The sequence below is a fragment of the Peptoniphilus indolicus genome, assembly GCF_900454665.1.
GTDB classification, from domain to species: domain Bacteria; phylum Bacillota; class Clostridia; order Tissierellales; family Peptoniphilaceae; genus Peptoniphilus; species Peptoniphilus indolicus.
Window position 1 is genome coordinate 564,027 of sequence record NZ_UGTH01000001.1, and the last position, 19,046, is coordinate 583,072.

Here is a 19,046-nt window from a genome sequence, read left to right on the forward strand (position 1 = left end):
TTTAATTAAAAAAATATGTTTGAAATTAATTAATATTTCAATTTTGTACAATTCCTTTTAGTTTACTTAATCTTCTAAATTAAATTTTAAATTACAAATAAAAAGGCCCTGCAAAAGTTTATATCTCTTACAGAACCTATGCCTTATATAATTTATTTTATTTGAATATTTTTGCAAATGCCATTACTATAAGTGACAATAGTCCAAGCACTACAAAAATAGAAATCATTCCCTTTCCCATTATTTCAAGGGATACTAAAAAATTTGGATTCATATTCCCCTCCTATAGAAACTGTTGGATTAAGTTTAATATAACTCCACCAGCTACAACAGAACCGATTTGACCCGATACATTTGCACCTACAGCAAACATCAAAAGGTGGTTAGATGGATCTTCTTTTAACCCCATCTTTTGAACTACACGAGCTGACATTGGAAATGCTGAAATACCAGCAGCACCTATCATTGGATTAATCTTATTCTTTGTAAATAAGTTTAGTATTTTCGCAAACACTACTCCGCCAATTGTATCAAACACAAATGCTATAAGTCCTATTCCCATTATCAAAAGAGTTTCAAAATTTACAAAAGCTTCCGACCTCATGCTGAATGAAATAGTAATTCCAAGTAAAAGTGTTATCAAATTCGCAAGTTCATTGCTCGCCGTTTCTGTTAAATTTCCAAGTACACCCGACTCACGAATTAAGTTTCCAAACATCAAAAATCCAACAAGCGAAACTGACATAGGAGCAACTAATCCTGCTATAATCGTAACTAAAATAGGGAAGAAAATTCTCGCATTTCTTGAAACTCCAGTAGGATTGTAGTGCATTTTTATCTGTCTTTCTTTTTTAGTAGTAACCAATTTTATTGCCATTGGTTGCACAATTGGAACCAATGCCATATAAGAATATGCCGCAACCGCTATAGCACCTACATACTTTGAGCCCAAAACTTGAGAAACAAGTATTGAAGTAGGTCCATCTGCTGCACCTATTATTCCTATTGAAGCTGCATCTTTTAATTCGAACCCAAGAACTGTCGCCAAAGAAAGTGCAAAGAAAATTCCAAACTGAGCCGCCGCTCCAAACAAAAACATTTTAGGGTTTGAAAGTAACGGACCAAAATCAATCATGGCTCCTATTCCAATAAATAATAATAGCGGGAGTGCCTCTGACGCTTCTATTCCAACCTTAAATAACCATTCAACTATCCCCGTTACTTCACCAATTCCAGCCATGGTTTGGTTTATAGCTCCAGATAATGGTAGGTTAACTAAAATTGCACCAAATCCCATAGGGAGCAATAGTGCCGGTTCAAATTCTTTTTCAATAGCTAGGTAAATAAGCAGAATTCCAACGCCATACATAACTAAATCCTGCCAAGTGATAAGCTTTATACCTTCTGTTAAAAATTCCATTTCGTCCTCCTAATTAACTATAATATGTTACCACACAGAAAAAACTTTTCAATATGTTGAATATAAAATTTAAAATAAATAATTAAAAAATAAAATCTGCACACACCTTCGTATGCACAGATTTATTAGCTATATTATATTGTCATAAGTTTAATCTTCAAAAAGTGGTTCTCCAAGGTCAAAGAAAGATAAAGTCCCTCTCGCCACTAACTTACCACTATCATCTTTTATTTCAACATCAATAACTTTTACAGTTTTACCATTTTTTAAAAGTTTTGATTCTCCAATCAACTTCTTGCCCTTCATAGCCGGAGCTAAGAAATTGATATTTGCATTTAACGTACTCGCTTTATTCCCAAAAGAGTTTGCACAAGAGCCGGCAGTTACATCTGCCAAGCTAAATATCAACCCACCATGAGCTGCTCCCATAGGATTGATATGCCCATCCCCTATCTCGACTTCCGTCTTTGCATATCCTTCTCTTATTTCAACCACATTAATCCCCAAGTGATTTATATATCCACTTGCGTTTCTTTCATCAATCATCCTCTTATAATCCATACTACACCTCCAATTTGTGAATAGACCCTCTTGATACAATCACATTTCTTCCCGTAATCTGGTAAATCAAATCTGAAATATATGGCTCATGTCCAACTATTATATAATCCATATCTTTAGATAACTCTCTCACAAAGTCTTCATACCTTGAATCATATAAATCATCAATCGTTTCAAAGTCACATTTTAAAATATCACTTAAAATTTCTGCAGTCTGCATTGTTCTAACTGCGGGGGAAACATAAATCTTGTAGTCTTTGGAATCAAAGTCTTCTGCAAACCCCAAGAAAGCCGCCTTTAGCTTTATCTTTCCCTCTATAGTCAATTCTCTTACAAAATCGGATGTGCTGTATGCTTCAGCTATGCCATGTCTTATTAAATAAATCATCTTTTTAAATTGTAGAATCCTTTTAATCCCGCATATTTTGCTGTTTGCCCTAATTGGTCTTCAATTCTCAAAAGTTGGTTATATTTAGCCACTCTCTCACTTCTTGCAGGAGCTCCTGTCTTTATAAATCCTGCATTAGTTGCAACAGCTAAGTCTGCAATTGTAGAATCTTCAGTTTCTCCACTTCTATGTGAAATTAAACAAGTCATGTTGTGAGTTTTAGCAAGTTCAATTGCATCTAAAGTTTCTGTCAAACTTCCAATTTGGTTGAATTTGATTAGAATTGAATTTGCAATTCCCTCTTCGATTCCCTTTTGTAATTTCTTTGTATTAGTTACAAATAAGTCATCTCCAACTAATTGAACTTTATTGCCTATCTCATCTGTCATAATTTTCCAACCAGCCCAGTCATCCTCGCCAAGTCCATCTTCTATTGAATAGATTGGATAGTTTTCAACTAAGTCAGCATAGTAATCTATCATTTCTTCTGATGAAAGAACTTTTCCTTCACCCTTTAAATTATATTTTCCATCTTCATACATTTCTGAAGCTGCAACATCAAGAGCTAATACAATATCTTCTCCTGCTTTATATCCTGATTTTTCAATAGCTTCTACTATTACATCAAGAGCTTCTCTGTTACTTTCAAGATTTGGTGCAAATCCACCTTCATCACCAACTCCTGTTGAAAGATTTCTTTCACGAAGAACTCCTTTTAAGTTGTGATAAACTGTTGCCCCCATTTCAAGAGCTTCTTTAAAGCTATGAGCCCCAACTGGCATAATCATAAACTCTTGAATATCTACATTGTTGTCTGCATGTTCTCCACCGTTTAAAATATTCATCATTGGCACAGGTAATGTCTTTGCATTAACTCCTCCAAGATATTGATATAGCGGTAAATTCAATTCATCAGCAGCAGCTCTTGCAACAGCTAATGAAACACCTAAAATAGCATTTGCTCCAAGTTTACCTTTATTTTCAGTTCCATCTTGTCTTATTAAATAAGAATCTATTGCAAGTTGGTCAAAACAATCAAAGAAAGTTAAATCTTCTGTAAGTTGAGTGTTGATATTATCTACAGCTTTTTGAACTCCCTTACCAAGATATCTTGAACCGCCATCTCTCAATTCAACAGCTTCATAAGCTCCTGTTGAAGCTCCACTTGGAACTATAGCCCTTCCAAGACCGCCTTTTACAGTTCTAACTTCCACTTCAACAGTTGGATTTCCTCTTGAATCCAATACTTCTCTTGCATATACATTTGAAATTAAACTCATATATTTTCCTCCAATAAACTCTTTCCCGTCATTTCAATAGGCTGTTCAATATTCATTATTTCCAACACTGTCGGCGCTAAATCTGCAAGTGCTCCGCTGTGTAATTTTCTGTCAACTCCAACAAGATACATCGGCACTACATTTGTTGTATGTGATGTAACCGGTTTTCCATTGTCATCTAGCATTACTTCGCAATTTCCATGGTCCGCAGTTATTATTGCCGCTCCGCCTAATATTTTAAGTTGCTCAATTATTTTTCCAAGACATTCATCCACTGTTTCTACAGCTTTTATTGCAGCAGGAATTGAACCTGTGTGCCCAACCATATCAGTATTGGCAAAATTTAACATTATAAAATCATAATCCCCCATTACAGGAATTAACTTTTCAGTTACTTCATATGCACTCATCTCCGGTTTCAAATCGTAAGTTGCCACTTTTGGTGATTGGACTAAAATTCTATCTTCATTTTCAAAAGGCACTTCTCTTCCACCATTTAAGAAAAATGTCACGTGTGCATATTTTTCTGTTTCAGCAATTCTGAGCTGACTCTTTCCATTTTTTGCAAGCACTTCTCCAAGTGTATTACTTGGTATAAATTCGCCATATGCAACAGTTACATTAGTAAGTGTAGAATCATATTGTGTCATGCTCACTACGTTTAATCGAACGTATTTAGCGCGGAGTGCATCACTAAAATCATCATCACTTAAAAGTCTGACGATTTGCCTTGCTCTGTCCGGTCTGAAATTGAAGAAAATAACAGAATCTCCATCCTCAAGCGTTATGTCTTTTACCTTTCCAGGTTCTACAAATTCATCATATATTTCTCTATGGTAATTCGAATCTATAAGAGCATCAACTGATGAATAAGCTTCCCCTTCTCCTATGGTCAAGAGATTGTAATACTTCATGGTCCTTTCCCATCTTCTATCTCTATCCATAGCCCAGTATCTTCCACTGACAGTTGCAATTTCTCCAACACCTATTATATCAAGTTCTCTTTGAAGTTCTCTTAAGTCTTCTCTACCTGAATCAGGCGCCACATCACGGCCATCTAGAATAGCATGCACATAAACTTTTTCTACTCCTTCAAGTTTAGCAAGTTTTAACAATGCCTTTAAGTGTTCCATATGTGAGTGAACTCCCCCATGAGATACCAATCCCATCAAGTGTAGAGCTTTTCCATTCTTTTTGACTGACTCCATCTCTCCAACTAACACCTTATTGTGGAAAAATTCTCCGTCAGATATTTCTTTATTAATTCTTGATAAATCTTGAAATATTACACGTCCAGCGCCTATATTCAAGTGTCCTACTTCTGAATTGCCCATCTGCCCATCAGGCAAACCAACATATTCTCCAGAAGCTTGTAGTGTGGTACTTGGAACACTTTTCTTTAGTTCATCAATTACAGGTGTATTTGCAAGATATGCAGCATTTCCGTCATATTCTTTGCCGACGCCAAACCCGTCCAAGACTATCAGCATCATAGGTTTCATATTATTCTCCAAAATTTACTAATTTTTCAAAATCATCTGCTTTTAAAGATGCTCCTCCAACAAGAGCTCCATCTATATTTTCTCTTCCCATTAATTCAGCTACATTATTTGGCTTAACTGAACCTCCGTATAGAATTCTTGTCTTTTCAGAAACTTCTTTGCCATAAAGTCCCTCAATAGTTTCTCTTATAAATTTAGCCATTTCTTCTGCATCTTCAGGACTGCAAACATCTCCTGTCCCAATTGCCCAAGTAGGCTCATAAGCTATTATTATGCTTCCATCGTTTTCAACTTCATTAAGTCCATTTACAATTTGAGCTTTGACAACATCAAACGCACGATTTTCATCACGCTCTTCTTTAGATTCCCCAACACAAAGTATAGGAACAATATTTGCTTCCAACGCTCTCTTTATTTTTTTATTTAATAATTCATCGCTTTCTTGTTGGTAAGTTCTCCTCTCAGAGTGTCCTATTAGTACGTGAGTTACATTTAAATCAGTTAGCATTTCAGCTGAAATCTCACCTGTGTACGCCCCTTCATTTTGTTCACTTAAATTTTGAGCTCCCAACATTATATGTGTTTCATTTAACACCTCATAAGCCTTTGGTATTGACGTAAATGGCGGAATTACCAATACATCAACATCTATAGCAAGTGGCTTTTCTATAAACTCCACTAGCATATCTTGAGCTCGACTTGCATTTAAATTCATTTTCCAATTTCCGGCTATAAGTTTTTTTCTCATATTATGCCTCCTCAATTATATCTATTCCAGGTAAAACTTTACCCTCTAACATTTCAAGGCTTGCTCCACCACCAGTTGAAACGTGTGAAATCTTATCCTCAACACCGCTCTTTTCAACAGCAGCTCCCGAATCTCCGCCGCCAACAATAGTTATGGCGTCTTTAAGATTTGCCAAAGCTTCTGCTACTGAGAAAGTACCTTTAGCAAATTCATCTATTTCAAAAACTCCACAAGGTCCATTCCAGATTACAGTTGCCGCACCATTTAATGCATCTTCTATCCTCTTAACCGACTCCGGTCCTATATCAAATGCGGCTTTATCACTTGGAATTTCATTAGCAGCTACAACTTCAGTTGGAACTCCCGATTTCAATTCTTCTGCTATTACAAAGTCGACCGGCAGTATCATATCTACTCCATTTTCCTTTGCTCTTGAAATAAGTTCTTTGGCAAGCTCAAGCTTATCATCTTCAACAAGAGACTTCCCAACTTCACATCCCATGGCTTTTACAAACGTATTTGCCATTGCACCTACTATTATAATCTTATCTACTATTCCAAGTAAATTGTCTATTACCCCAATTTTGTCTGAAACCTTTGCTCCTCCTAAAATTGCAACAAAAGGTCTCTTTGGATTTTCAATTGCATTTTTAATATATTTTACCTCTTTTTCAACTAAATATCCCATAGCTGATGGTAAATTTTGTGCTATTCCTACATTTGAAGCATGTGCTCTGTGTGCTGTGCCAAATGCATCATTTATATATACATCTCCAAGACTTGATAGTTTTCTTGCAAACTCAGGGTCATTTTTTTCTTCCCCTGCTACAAATCTTGTATTTTCAAGCAATGCTATTTCTCCGGCTTTTAGTTCTCTAACCTCTTCCAAAACTCTATCTGAAACAACTTCTTCATCTGGGATGAATTTAACTTTTTTACCAATTAGGTTTTCTAAAACTCCCACAACCGGTTTTAAAGAAAACTCTTCAGAGTATTTTCCTTTAGGTCTTCCAAGATGAGATAGTAAAACTACTGATGCTCCTGCCGCTAAAACTGTATTTATAGTTTCAAGACTTGCCCTTACTCTGGCATCATTAGTAACTTTTCCATCTTTTAGTGGCACATTGTAGTCAACTCTTATTACCGCTCTCTTTCCTTTTAAATCTAAATCTTTTATAGTCTTTTTCATTTTTCCTCCATAAGAAAAAGCGAAAGCAAAAAGCTTCCGCTAATTTATCTCAACTTAAAGTCCTTTGCTAACTTTATCTGTTAAATCAACAACTCTTTGTGAATAGCCCCATTCATTGTCGTACCAAGAAACTAATTTCACAAGTCTGTCTTTTACAATTGTAAGTTGTGAATCAAAGATTGAAGAATGAGGATCTCCAACTATATCAGAAGATACTATATCTTCTTCAGTGTATGCTAAAACTCCTTTTAATTCATTTTCAGAAGCCTTTTTAATAGCTGCATTGATTTCTTCAACAGTAGCTTCTTTAGAAATTTCAAAAGTAACATCAACTACAGAACCAGTTGGAACAGGAACTCTCATTGCCATACCAGTTAAAATTCCTTCAACTTCAGGAATTACCTTTGCAACCGCTTGAGCTGCTCCAGTTGTTGTAGGAATTATATTTTCAGCTCCTGCTCTTGCACGTCTCATATCTTTATGAAGAGCATCATGAATTTTTTGGTCATTAGTATACGCATGAACAGTTGTCATGATTCCTCTTTCGATACCAAAGTTTTCAAGAATAACTTTTGTTACAGGAGCTAAACAGTTAGTTGTACAAGAAGCATTTGAAATTACATCATGAACAGCACTGTCATATTCTGAATCGTTAACTCCCATTACTATTGTCTTGACATCTCCCTTTGCAGGAGCAGAAATAATAACCTTTTTAGCACCAGCTTCGATGTGTCCGTGAGCTTTTGCATATTCAGTAAATGCACCAGTTGATTCAATTACTATATCAACCCCTAATTCTCCCCAGTTCATTTCACTTGGTAACTTTCCATCGATAACTGTAACCTTATTTCCATTTACTAAAAATCCATCTTCTACAACTTCAACTTCGCCAGGGAATTTTCTATATACTGAATCATATTTAAATAAATGAGCGTGTTCTTTTATCTTTTCACTCGCCTTTAAATCAGCTATGTGAGTAATATTAAAACTCTTTTCATCTCTAAGAGCCCAACCTCTTAAAACATCTCTACCTATTCTTCCAAATCCCATAATAGCTACATTAACTGCCATAATTTACCTCCTTAATAATCTCGTGCGCTGCACTTTCATCTATAACTAAAACCATATCAGGTCTAAGAGTTGAAATACTTATAATAGCTTGTGCTTTTTCAACCCCACCTGCAACACCTATAATCTTAGGTATGCTTAAAAACTTATCCAAACTTATGCCGACACTCTCTTGAGAATAAACTCTATCTCCCTTTAAATTAAAATAATTTCCAAATGCTTCAGACACAGCTCCACAGTTTAAAACTTTCGAACTTTTCTCTTCATTTATACCCCTTCTTGCCAACATAACATCAGCTCTACCTATACCAAACAGCAAAACATCTAAACTCTTTAACATCTCATAAGCTTCTCTCATTTCACTATCGCTTAAGAAAATTTCCATAGCCTGCTTCGAAACAGTCTCCGGTATAGGCAAAAGTTGTAACTTCGCATTTAATTTATTTGCAATTCTGGATGCAATTGTGTTAGCTTGAAATCTAGCTTGGCTACCAACAGAACCCCTGGCCGGAATCACTGTCACATCAAATTTTTCATCTCTCGATACGATAGACTCCGAAACACTATAGATAGTCTCGCCACCAGTCACACCTATCAATTCCCCTTTAGAGATGTGATCTTCAAATACAATTGCCGCCTGAGCGCCTAAGTTCTTCACCGTCTCAGCATGAGTGCCACTTTCAACAATGAACACACTCTTAACACCCAAACACTTTTCAACTTCAATGCTTAGAGAACGTAAACTGTTCATCTCACGATAAACAGAACTCAATTCACTTATGAACTTACTTCCCTTCTCCAATATCTCTATACCGAAAGAAGAAACAGCAATAAAATCTTGAGCTTTAAGCTTTTCAATTTCATCTCTAACAACTCTCTCAGAGATGTCCATACCTTGTGCAATTGTCCTTCTGCCCACTCTTCCATTTATGCTTATATATTTAAGTAATTCATATCTTTTTATAAACAAATCATGAAGTTCAGGCACAAACTCTATTAAAAATTCTAAATTCATATTCGCACCTTTTGTCCCGCTTGTCATTTTTTGTTCCCACTAAGAGTATATCACATACACTCCTTCAGTCAATAGTTTATAAATAATATATTGAAATTAAAAAACCCCACCTTTAAAATTGGATTCACATCTTTCTCTTATTGTAAAAATGATTAACTATACCACCAATAAACATACACAAAAAATAAATTATGACAGCTCTAAAAATATATTCATTTTTTTCTTGGGGCGTAAAATACTTAAATATATGTTTTTTACCTATAAAAATATAATAACTCAACACACTCCAGTAGATTAATGTACTTGCAATTATTTTTTTCATAGACCCTCCTAAAGTATTATTTTTATTGTGCGTTTTAATATTACGAATAAGCTAAATTGTTAGATTATTACTTAAATTCTTTTAGCCACTTAAGTAAAATCTCATAGCTTTGTTCTATACTTATATTTATATCTGGTTCAATAGGTTCATTTTCATAAACTATTCCATCTTTAATATGTCCTTTGATTCAATTTTATAAAACATTTTTTCGATTTTATTATATTTTTATTCTAACACACAACCATATTAAATCAATCTATCTAATTCATTAAGAATTCTATAGATTAACTTCTTTAACCCATGATATATAAAAAACAAGACAGAATTAAACCTGCCTTGTCTATCTATTTTCTCATTAAATAATTAAATGCACCTAAAGCTGCTGTTGCTCCACTTCCCTCTGCAATTATAATTTGTTTAAATGCAGTGTCTGTACAATCTCCTGCTGCAAATATCCCTTCGACATTTGTTGCGCCTTCTCTATTTACAACAATCTCTTTGTGGTTATTTGTTTCAACTCTATCTCCAAGCCACTCTGTACTTGGAACTAATCCAACTTGTATGAAACAACCGTCTATTTCAGACTCTACTGTTTCTCCACTTATCCTGTCAGTATAAGTAATACCTTCTACTTTTTCTGTTCCCTTTATTTCAGAAGTTTGTGCATTAGTTACTATTTTTACATTAGAAAGTGATTTCAATCTCTTTTGTAAAACCTCGTCTGCCTTTAATTCTGGCAGGAATTCTAAAAGTAGTACTTCCTTAGCCATTCCAGCTAAGTCAATCGCAGCTTCAACACCTGAGTTTCCGCCGCCTATTACCGCAACTTTCTTGTCTTTGAAAAGTGGTCCATCACAATGTGTACAATATGCAACACCCTTATTTCTAAGTTCTGTTTCTCCAGGTATTCCTATAAGTCTCCACTTTGCTCCTGTCGCTATGATTACAGTTTTGGATTTAAGTTCACCTTTATTTGTTACAACAGTAATCATTTCCCCAGGCACTACATCTTCGACTTTTGCATTTTCCATCAATGCAACATCATAGCTCAAGACGTGAGCTCTAACTTCTTCCATATATTTAGGTCCTTCAGTATATGATGTACCTATTATATTTTCAATTCCAAGAGTTTCTTTAACTTGTCCACCGAATTCTTCGCAAACTATTCCAGTTCTAATGCCCTTACGCGCTGCATATACAGCTGCTGCACCACCTGCTGCACCACCGCCGATTACTAAGACGTCAAAGGGTTCAACCCCTTCAAATTTATCTTGTGCGGATTCTCCAACGGCTTTATCTAAAATTTGCTCTAATGTCATACGTCCATTTGCAAATTCCTCACCATTTAAAAATACACTCGGGACTGCCATCACTCCTCTTTTTTCAACAAGCTCTTTGTGCATTCCGCCTTCTATCATAGTGTGTTTTACATTAGGATTTAAAACTGACATTATGTTCAATGCCTGTACAACATCAGGACAGTTATGGCAACTTAAACTAACTACCGTTTCAAAGTTTAGTTCTCTATCTATCGCTTTGATTCTGTTTATTTCATATTCAGAAATTTTTGGAGTTCTTCCACCAACTTGTAAAAGCGCTAAAACGAAAGACTCAAATTCATGTCCCAAAGGCACACCGGCAAATACAACTCCCTCGCTCATTTTAGAGCTAAGTGAAAAACTTGGTTTGAATTCCAATTCTCCCTCTTTAAGACTAAGCTTATCTGACATTTCTGAAATTTCAGTTACAAAATCTCTAACCTCTTTTGAATTTTCATCATTAGACACCGATAAAGTAATTACAACTTCTTTTTCAAGAAGTTGTAAATATTGTGCTAATTGATTTTTCAAATTAACATCAAGACTCATTAAATTTTACCTACTAGGTCTAGTCCTGGAGTTAAAGTTTTTCCTGATTCTTTCCATTTTGCCGGGCAAACTTGACCAGGGTTGTTACGTACGAATTGAGCTGCTCTTATCTTATCGATTAGTGCGCTTGCGTCACGTCCGATTCCATCTGCGTTGATTTCACAAGCTTGTACAACTCCGTCCGGGTCTACGATAAATGTTCCACGTTGTGCCATTCCTGCTTCTTCATCAAGAACTTCAAAGCTTCTTGCAATTTCTTTAGAAGGGTCAGCAATCATTGTGTATTCAAGTTTGCTTATAGCTTCAGAATGATCATGCCATCCCTTGTGAACAAAGTGTGTATCAGTTGATACTGAATATACTTCTGTATCTAATCCTTGAAGTGTTGCATATTGTTCTTGTAAATCTTCAAGTTCTGTTGGACATACAAAAGTGAAATCTGCCGGGTAGAACATAATTACATTCCACTTCCCCTTTAAGTTTTCATTTGATACTGTTACAAACTCTTCTTTCTTTGGATTATAAGCATTTGCTTTAAATTCTGGTATTTGTTTTCCTATTAATGACATATTTCCTCCTTAAGTAATTTATCTATTTCTTAATTTTTTTAAGAATATTATTTGTAATTTATGACTTACACGTTAAGTATACCCCCTAAAATTTTGTTTGAAACCTATTATCAATGTTTTTTATACTTTTTTTGTAGATTTTATTTAAAATTCTAAAAAAAGGTACGCCGATTAATCGCCATACCTTAAATACAAAAGCATTTATTTTCTAAACGCTTTTGCTTCGTCAAGTCTCTTCAAAAGTTGTTCTTTTCCAAGTAAATAGATGATGTTCTTAAGTTCAGGACCGTGAACATTTCCAGAAATGGCTGCCCTTATAGGCATGAAGAGTTGTTTCCCCTTTATTCCTGTAGATTTTTGGATTTTTTTCATAACTCCATTTGCAAATTCTTGGTCAACTTCTTCTATAGAACTTAACTCATCTTCAAATGCTTTTATTAAATCCGGTACTTGTTCACCTGCAAGTTCTTCTTTTGCCTCTTCTTCTGTGATGTTTAAATCTCCAAATAAGAATCTAACTTTTTCAGGCACTTCACTTAAGTTACTCAAACTCTCTTTAACCGTTTCAATTAGAAGAACATACCAATCCCAATTTGATTTCATTTCCTCTTCTGTCATAAGTCCTTCTGCCACCATAAAAGGCATTGAAAGTTCTGCTATCTTTTCTGTTTGATATTGTTTAATATAGTGAGCATTTACCCAGTTCAATTTTTCTACATCAAAAATACCGCCGCTCTTTCCAACTCTTTCAAAAGTGAACTTATCTACCATCTCATCAAGAGTGAAGATTTCTTCTCCATCTTCACTACTCCAACCAACAAGCGCTAAGTAGTTTACTAAACCTTCGGGTAAATACCCCTTGTTTTTAAAATCTTCTACTGAAACATCTCCTTGACGTTTTGAAAGCTTCTTACGATCTTTATTCAAAACTGTTGGTAGATGTACAAATGTAGGTGCTGCCCAGCCTAGTACTTCGTATAAAAATACATGTTTTGGTGTTGATGGTAACCACTCTTCCCCTCTTACCACGTGAGTTATTCCCATCAAATGGTCATCTACTACGACTGCCATATGGTATGTTGGAAATCCGTCTGATTTCATTAAAACTTGGTCATCAATTTCATCTGTATTGATTGTAACTCTACCTCTTACCGCATCTTCAAAAGATATGTCTTTATTTCTTGGCAATTTTAATCTGACTACATACTCTTCTCCGGCTTCAATTCTCTTTTTAGCTTCTTCTAGTGGTATATCTCTGCAGAATCCGTCATATTTGGGAACCATACCTTTTATCTTCTGCTCTTCTCTTACTTTATCAAGTCTTTCTTTTGAACAGAAACAATAGTATGCATATCCTTTTTCTATAAGTTCATCAACATATTTCTTATAAATATCTAGTCTTTGAGATTGAATATATGGCCCAGTTTCTCCAACTTCTACCACTTTGCCGTCTTTAACCATAACTCCTTCATCGTAGTCAATTCCAGCCCACTTTAAAGAGTCTATTAAATTTTCAATTGCTCCCTCTACAAATCTTGTTCTATCTGTATCTTCTATTCTAAGAATAAACTGTCCACCATTTTTCTTTGCATATAAGTAATTGTAAAGCGCTGTTCTAAGTCCTCCGATATGTAGATATCCTGTTGGACTTGGCGCAAATCTAACTCTGACATTATCCATAATTCTAATCCCCCTGTAAATGATTATAAAGCTAGGTCATTCATCTATCTATACGACAACTGCCGTTTAATATCTTATGAATGATTATATAAAAAAACTAAATTCTTGTAAATATTGCCATTTAAAAAGACCTCTTTCGAGGCCTTTAAAATACTTACTCTCTGTAAGATATTATATCATACATATCAAATCAATAAATGTCTTTATGCTCTCCGTGTGGATTTCCGCAACAATTGCTATTACAACTTCCACAATCACAAGTTGACTTCTTTGAAAAAACTCTTTTGATCGCAAAGCCTAAAGCCACGCAAAGTAACACCAAAACTACTACTGTAGATACTGTAACATTCATCTTCTTACTCCTTTACTGACCTGGCTTGTACTCCTTTTATGTCTTTATATTTATTAGGTCTAAATAAAAGATATAGATATACAGCCAAGATTACAATTGCTATTGCCGTCATAAAATTAGCCGGTTCATGCATTACTAAAACTCTTCCGAATTGATATATCATAAGCGCTACTGTATAGGAGAATAATATTTGGTATCCAACTGTAAACCAGAACCATTTTCTATCATTCATCTCTTCTCTTATCGCCCCAACTGCCGCAAAACAAGGTATTGTCAATTGGTTAAAGAACATAAATGAAATAATTGAAACGGTTGTAAAGTTTTGTTGAATCAACGGTACTAGACCCGGATCATCTGCCCCAACTTCTCCAATTCCAGCAACTACACCATACGTACCTACTACAACTTCTTTTGCAACTAAACCAAGCACAGTTGCAACCGCTGCTTTCCACTCTCCAAATCCAAGTGGAGCAAATACAATTGCTATCTTCTTACCTACGAATGACAAAATAGAATCTACTGACTCAGATTCCCAATCCAAGAAATCTCCGTGAATTGAAATATTTTGTAAGAACCAAATGGCCACAGTACATAGCAAGATAACTGTTCCAGCTTTAATTATAAACGCCTTACATCTATTCCATGTAGCCTTTAGACAATTAACTATAGATGGGAAATGGTATTGAGGTAGCTCCATTACAAATGGCGCCGGGTCACCATGGAATCTCTTTGTCTTTTTCAAAATTACACCAGTAACTATTACGGCTAAAATTCCTCCAAAGTACCAAAGAGGTCCATACCAAAAATGTCCCCCTAACACAGCTGTAAACATGGCAATAATTTCAGTTTTTGCACCACAAGGCATAAATGATGCCGTTGCAATAGTCATTCTTCTATCATTGTCATTTTCTATAGTTCTTGTACCCATAATTCCTGGAACTGAACATCCCGTCCCAATCAAAATAGGAATGAAACTCTTCCCTGAAAGTCCAAATCTTCTGAAAATTTTATCTAATATAAAGGCAATCCTCGCCATGTATCCAACATCTTCTAACAGTGATATCAAGAAAAATAGAGTCGCTATTATAGGTAAAAACCCTAATACTCCACCAACTCCGCCTATTACACCATCAACTATTAAAGATACAAGCCAAGGCGCAACTTCCATTGATTCAAGAAATTCAGTAGCTCCATTAGCTATAAATCCACCAAATAGAGCTTCATTTACCCACTCTGTTACTGGTCCGCCAACGATTTTTATCGCTATGTAGTAGATAACATACATAAGCCCTGCAAAAATTGGAATCGCTAAAAATCTATCTGTTATAATTCTATCTACTTTATCTGAAGTAGTAAGGCCTACTGTTCCCTTTTTAACTGCTGTTGTTGTCATATCAGTGATAGCTGAGTATCTTTCATCGGTTATGATACCCTCAGTATCGTCATCATATTCTTTCTCAGCTTCCTCTGCTATCTTATTTAATCTATCTATTTGCCCTTGTGTTAAATTTAATTTTTCAATTAATTTGTTATCAAGTTCAAACAATTTTATAAGTAACCATCTCTTAGCTGTATCATTTGAAACTTTTGGCAACATAGTTTCTATTTCCACAAGATATTTCTCAACACCTTCAGAAAATTTAATGCTGTAGTTATTTTCCGAAATCTTTATAGCCTCTTGTACAAGAACATCTATATTTTCATTTCTTAGCGCAGATATCTCAACTATCTTGCAGCCAAGTTCTCTCTCAAGTTTTTTAGTGTCAATCTTATCTTTATTCTTTCTTACAACGTCCATCATATTTAAAGCTATTACTGTAGGTATTCCAAGCTCTAAAAGTTGTGTTGTAAGATAAAGATTTCTCTCTATATTTGATGCGTCAACTACATTTATAATTGCATCAGGTTTTTCATTTAATAGATAATCTCTTGATACAACTTCCTCTAGTGTATATGGAGATAGCGAATAAATTCCTGGAAGGTCCGTAAAAAATATCTCCCTATCTTTTTTGTATTCCCCTGTTTTCTTTTCTACTGTTACACCCGGCCAGTTTCCAACGTATTGATGAGAACCTGTAAGCGTGTTAAAAAGCGTAGTCTTCCCACTGTTGGGATTACCCGCTAATGCGATTGTATATGCCATTCTTTCCTCCCGTTATAATTACATTTCTTCAATTTCAATAAGCTCAGCATCTTCTTTTCTTATACTGAGTTCATAGTTTCTTATGTTAATTTGTACGGGGTCTCCAAGTGGCGCCACTTTTCTTATGTAAATTTCTGCTCCTTTAGTTATTCCCATATCCATAATTCTTCTCTTTAACGGACCGACTCCATTAATCTTTTTAACTTTATAATAACTTCCTACTGTTGCTTCTCTTAGCGTCATTGTAACTCCCCTACCATAAATGCTGATGCTATGTCTTTTCCTATTGCAACTCTAGCACCCTTAATATTTACAATTAAATTTCCATTGTTCTCACTTACAACTCTTAGAGTTGAACCTTCTATAAATCCAAGATTGTTTAAATGCTTTGCCTGTGAATCCGTTGGAAGTTTATTAGACTTAACTTTTAATATTTTTAACTCCTTATCTATCGGAGCCATTAATAAACTCAACATAATATTTCTCCTATCTATTATCATTAACAGCGTATAAATGATAATTTGTATTAACTTCTACAATATTATAGCATAAATTCATAAAAAATCACTATAATTGAAAAATATTATTACTCCTATTTGTAAAATTTAAATCAATTCTAAAATAAATTCTTTTGTTTATATTGGTTAACTATTTCTTGGAAGCTTTGAATATTTTCTTTAAATTTTAAAATTTCACACAAAAAAACCACCCCTATAGGTGGTTGATTTTAATATGTACCATGAACCCGCTTTCGAATTATTGTTCACATACGGTACCCAAGTAGTTAACTCAGATAAGGCACCCCCATAACACACGCATGAACTTGCTTAGTGCTGCTTCCGTCAAGACCTGACACGATTCACAAGTATACATTGTATGGGACCCTATCGTCACCGCCACTTGCTTGGGGCAGGCTATACAAACAAAAATCCTTGAACGGGAATTCAACCCTGCTATAGCGAATTGCAGGTTACAAGGCATCGCTAATTCCCCGTCTATCATGGATGGCGGAGAGAGGGGGATTCGAACCCCCGATGCCTTTATGGGGCATACGCACTTTCCAGGCACGCGCCTTAAACCAGCTCGACCATCTCTCCACATGTTTAGACTTTCATTTTACATTTTTTGCAAGCTATTGTCAAATTGAAAAGTTTGTTTACCTAATTACAAAAATAAACTATAATTTTATTAGGAAGTGATTAAATGTCAACTAAAGATAAAGTTTTAAAAATACTCGAAGAAAATAGAGATATCCATATGTCTGGAGAAAGCATAGCTCTTCAACTTGGTGTATCTAGAACGGCTGTGTGGAAAGCTGTTAAAAATTTAAAAAATGATGGTCATAATATCAGTTCTGTAACCAACAGAGGGTATAAATTGGATAACTCATCTGATAAGTTGGATAAGTGGGCAATTATAAACTACTTAGATTCTGAAATAAAAGAAAGTGATGTCAGAGTTTATGAAACTATCGACTCAACTAACACAGAGGCAAAGCGCCTTTTAAATTCTGAAAATCTTTCAAATTTCACAGTTTTAGTTTCTGATGAACAAACTGCCGGACGAGGTCGTCGTGGAAAAACTTTTAAATCTCCTAAGGGAACTGGAGTCTATTTTTCTATTGTATTCTTCCCTAAAGAAGATTTTTCATATAATTCATTTGACTTAGTCACTATAAAGGCAGCCGTCTCTATTGTTAAGGCAATTGAAAAGACTACGGACAAAAAACCTGAAATAAAATGGGTGAATGATATATTTTTAAACCACAAAAAAATCTGTGGAATACTAACTGAAGCTGACATAGACTTTGAATCTAAGAAAGTTCACTCTATAGTCACAGGAATCGGCATAAATTTCACAACAGAATTTATAGACGAATTAAGTCCTATTGCAGGTTCTCTGTATGCTGAAAATTTACTTAGATCTGAACTTGTCGCCGAAGTAATAAATGAGTTTTACAAAGCTCTTTATTATAAACCTGACGAAGAAATATTATCCGAATATAAATCTCATTCTCTTTTACTCGGAAGATATGTAAATTTCGAACTCAACGGAACTAAGTACGAAGCCATTGCAAAAGATATAAATGAAAAGGGAAATTTAATAGTCCAAACAGACGATAGTAAACTGATGACACTTTCTTCAGGGGAAGTTTCCGTTCGCGGCCAATTTTAAAAACTATAATTTAACTTTAGGACGTCATATTATATATGCGTCCTTTTGTTTAACTTCTGTATAAATCATAAACATATCATTATATAAATTTAATTAGAAATTCTCATATAACTTAAACTCCTAATTAGCTTTATATTGCATTATAAGCATTTTAATGTTTTCTCCATTTATATTTCTAATTTCACTTCCAATTATTATAAACCCTGAATTTTTATATAATTTAATAGCCCTTTTGTTAAATTCCCTAACCTTTAAAATTAAATTTTTATCTTCAAATCTATTATTATACTCTTTCAATATAATTCTCATAAATTTACTACCAAATCCCTGGCCGCAAAAATCAGGCTTTAAAGATAGTCCAAGAATTACATTTTTTTCATTCTCTATAAATCTGAAATTACCTATTAATTCTCTATTTTTATATAGAGACAGAAACTCTCTTTCTCTTGTCTCCTTAAATAAAATTCCCCATTCTTGCTCCCTTAAAATTTCAAATTCCGGATAATTATGCACGTCATAAGGTTCTTCATATCTCCAATTACAAATTTCAAAAATATCTTGTTCTGTAGTAATTCTTACTTCAAATTTATCCAAATACATCCCTAGTTGTTTAACTATCACTTCATATTAACTAACATTTTCTAAGCTTAATCTTTATTTATATTTTAACTTTTCTAAAGTTTCTCTAAAAATCAAAAAGACATCCAATTTAGATGTCTTTTTATGTATAGCTGGGAAGAAAAAAGATGATTGAAATATCCATTAC

Annotated in this window: 19 protein-coding genes, 1 tRNA gene and 1 other RNA gene; 1 reads left to right on the forward strand and 20 read right to left on the reverse strand. The window is 34.5% G+C overall.

The genetic code is table 11. From position 1 onward, the window contains the following. Nucleotides 1-283: 283 nt before the first annotated feature. From DYE58_RS02740 to DYE58_RS02825, 19 genes are all read right to left on the reverse strand, one after another. Nucleotides 284-1,420 (reverse strand): sodium ion-translocating decarboxylase subunit beta, encoded by a 1,137-nt coding sequence (locus DYE58_RS02740; RefSeq protein ID WP_004819193.1) that lies wholly within the window; start codon nt 1,418-1,420, stop codon nt 284-286. Between the two features lie 150 nt (nt 1,421-1,570). Then, a complete protein-coding gene (locus tag DYE58_RS02745; protein ID WP_115311993.1) occupies nt 1,571-1,981 on the reverse strand; it encodes a PaaI family thioesterase in 411 nt (136 codons plus the stop codon). 1 nt (nt 1,982) lies between these two features. Beyond that, nucleotides 1,983-2,369, reverse strand: a complete 387-nt coding sequence (locus tag DYE58_RS02750) for a SixA phosphatase family protein (protein WP_004819198.1) — start codon at nt 2,367-2,369, stop codon at nt 1,983-1,985. Further along, nucleotides 2,366-3,649 (reverse strand): phosphopyruvate hydratase, encoded by a 1,284-nt coding sequence (eno, locus tag DYE58_RS02755; RefSeq protein ID WP_004819200.1) that lies wholly within the window; start codon nt 3,647-3,649, stop codon nt 2,366-2,368. Before eno ends, DYE58_RS02750 begins: the two co-directional genes overlap by 4 nt. Continuing rightward, nucleotides 3,646-5,151 (reverse strand): 2,3-bisphosphoglycerate-independent phosphoglycerate mutase, encoded by a 1,506-nt coding sequence (gene gpmI, locus DYE58_RS02760; RefSeq protein ID WP_004819202.1) that lies wholly within the window; start codon nt 5,149-5,151, stop codon nt 3,646-3,648. Before gpmI ends, eno begins: the two co-directional genes overlap by 4 nt. A 1-nt stretch (nt 5,152) precedes the next feature. Further along, the gene (gene tpiA, locus DYE58_RS02765; RefSeq protein ID WP_004819204.1) at nt 5,153-5,899 is read right to left on the reverse strand and encodes a triose-phosphate isomerase; all 747 of its coding nucleotides are present in this window, start codon (nt 5,897-5,899) and stop codon (nt 5,153-5,155) included. 1 nt (nt 5,900) lies between these two features. Beyond that, entirely contained in the window at nt 5,901-7,088 is a 1,188-nt protein-coding gene (locus tag DYE58_RS02770; protein WP_004819207.1) for a phosphoglycerate kinase, read from the reverse strand. Between the two features lie 54 nt (nt 7,089-7,142). Continuing rightward, nucleotides 7,143-8,159, reverse strand: a complete 1,017-nt coding sequence (gap, locus tag DYE58_RS02775) for a type I glyceraldehyde-3-phosphate dehydrogenase (RefSeq protein ID WP_004819210.1) — start codon at nt 8,157-8,159, stop codon at nt 7,143-7,145. Further along, on the reverse strand, nt 8,149-9,198 hold the full coding sequence (locus DYE58_RS02780; protein ID WP_004819212.1) for a sugar-binding transcriptional regulator: 1,050 nt from the start codon (nt 9,196-9,198) through the stop codon (nt 8,149-8,151). The genes gap and DYE58_RS02780 overlap by 11 nt, the downstream gene beginning before the upstream one ends. Nucleotides 9,199-9,295: 97 nt before the next feature. After that, the gene (locus tag DYE58_RS02785) at nt 9,296-9,493 is read right to left on the reverse strand and encodes a hypothetical protein (protein ID WP_115311994.1); all 198 of its coding nucleotides are present in this window, start codon (nt 9,491-9,493) and stop codon (nt 9,296-9,298) included. 344 nt (nt 9,494-9,837) lie between these two features. Beyond that, nucleotides 9,838-11,361 carry an alkyl hydroperoxide reductase subunit F gene (ahpF, locus tag DYE58_RS02790; RefSeq protein WP_004819214.1) on the reverse strand — a complete coding sequence of 508 codons (1,524 nt, stop codon included), beginning with the start codon at nt 11,359-11,361 and terminating at the stop codon, nt 9,838-9,840. After that, on the reverse strand, nt 11,361-11,930 hold the full coding sequence (gene ahpC / locus DYE58_RS02795; RefSeq protein ID WP_004819216.1) for an alkyl hydroperoxide reductase subunit C: 570 nt from the start codon (nt 11,928-11,930) through the stop codon (nt 11,361-11,363). The genes ahpF and ahpC overlap by 1 nt, the downstream gene beginning before the upstream one ends. Before the next feature lie 201 nt (nt 11,931-12,131). Then, nucleotides 12,132-13,610, reverse strand: coding sequence for a glutamate--tRNA ligase (gene gltX / locus DYE58_RS02800; RefSeq protein ID WP_004819218.1), 1,479 nt, complete (start codon nt 13,608-13,610; stop codon nt 12,132-12,134). A 190-nt stretch (nt 13,611-13,800) separates the two neighbouring features. Then, the gene (locus tag DYE58_RS11020) at nt 13,801-13,962 is read right to left on the reverse strand and encodes a hypothetical protein (RefSeq protein WP_004819220.1); all 162 of its coding nucleotides are present in this window, start codon (nt 13,960-13,962) and stop codon (nt 13,801-13,803) included. 4 nt (nt 13,963-13,966) lie between these two features. Beyond that, a complete protein-coding gene (gene feoB / locus DYE58_RS02805) occupies nt 13,967-16,105 on the reverse strand; it encodes a ferrous iron transport protein B (protein WP_004819222.1) in 2,139 nt (712 codons plus the stop codon). Nucleotides 16,106-16,123: 18 nt separating this feature from the next. After that, nucleotides 16,124-16,348, reverse strand: a complete 225-nt coding sequence (locus tag DYE58_RS02810) for a FeoA family protein (RefSeq protein ID WP_004819223.1) — start codon at nt 16,346-16,348, stop codon at nt 16,124-16,126. Continuing rightward, on the reverse strand, nt 16,345-16,581 hold the full coding sequence (locus DYE58_RS02815) for a FeoA family protein (protein ID WP_306424709.1): 237 nt from the start codon (nt 16,579-16,581) through the stop codon (nt 16,345-16,347). The genes DYE58_RS02810 and DYE58_RS02815 overlap by 4 nt, the downstream gene beginning before the upstream one ends. A 261-nt stretch (nt 16,582-16,842) precedes the next feature. Next, an RNA gene (gene ffs / locus DYE58_RS02820) (signal recognition particle sRNA large type) lies at nt 16,843-17,109 on the reverse strand. Between the two features lies 1 nt (nt 17,110). Continuing rightward, a tRNA-Ser gene (locus DYE58_RS02825) sits at nt 17,111-17,202 on the reverse strand. Between the two features lie 106 nt (nt 17,203-17,308). Between DYE58_RS02825 and DYE58_RS02830 the strand changes: the two genes are divergently transcribed. Beyond that, complete coding sequence (locus DYE58_RS02830; protein WP_004819229.1) at nt 17,309-18,280, forward strand: biotin--[acetyl-CoA-carboxylase] ligase; 972 nt, start codon at nt 17,309-17,311, stop codon at nt 18,278-18,280. Nucleotides 18,281-18,400: 120 nt separating this feature from the next. Here the strand turns inward: DYE58_RS02830 and DYE58_RS02835 are convergent, their stop codons facing one another. Next, nucleotides 18,401-18,901 carry a GNAT family N-acetyltransferase gene (locus tag DYE58_RS02835; protein ID WP_147285873.1) on the reverse strand — a complete coding sequence of 167 codons (501 nt, stop codon included), beginning with the start codon at nt 18,899-18,901 and terminating at the stop codon, nt 18,401-18,403. Nucleotides 18,902-19,046: the final 145 nt, after the last annotated feature.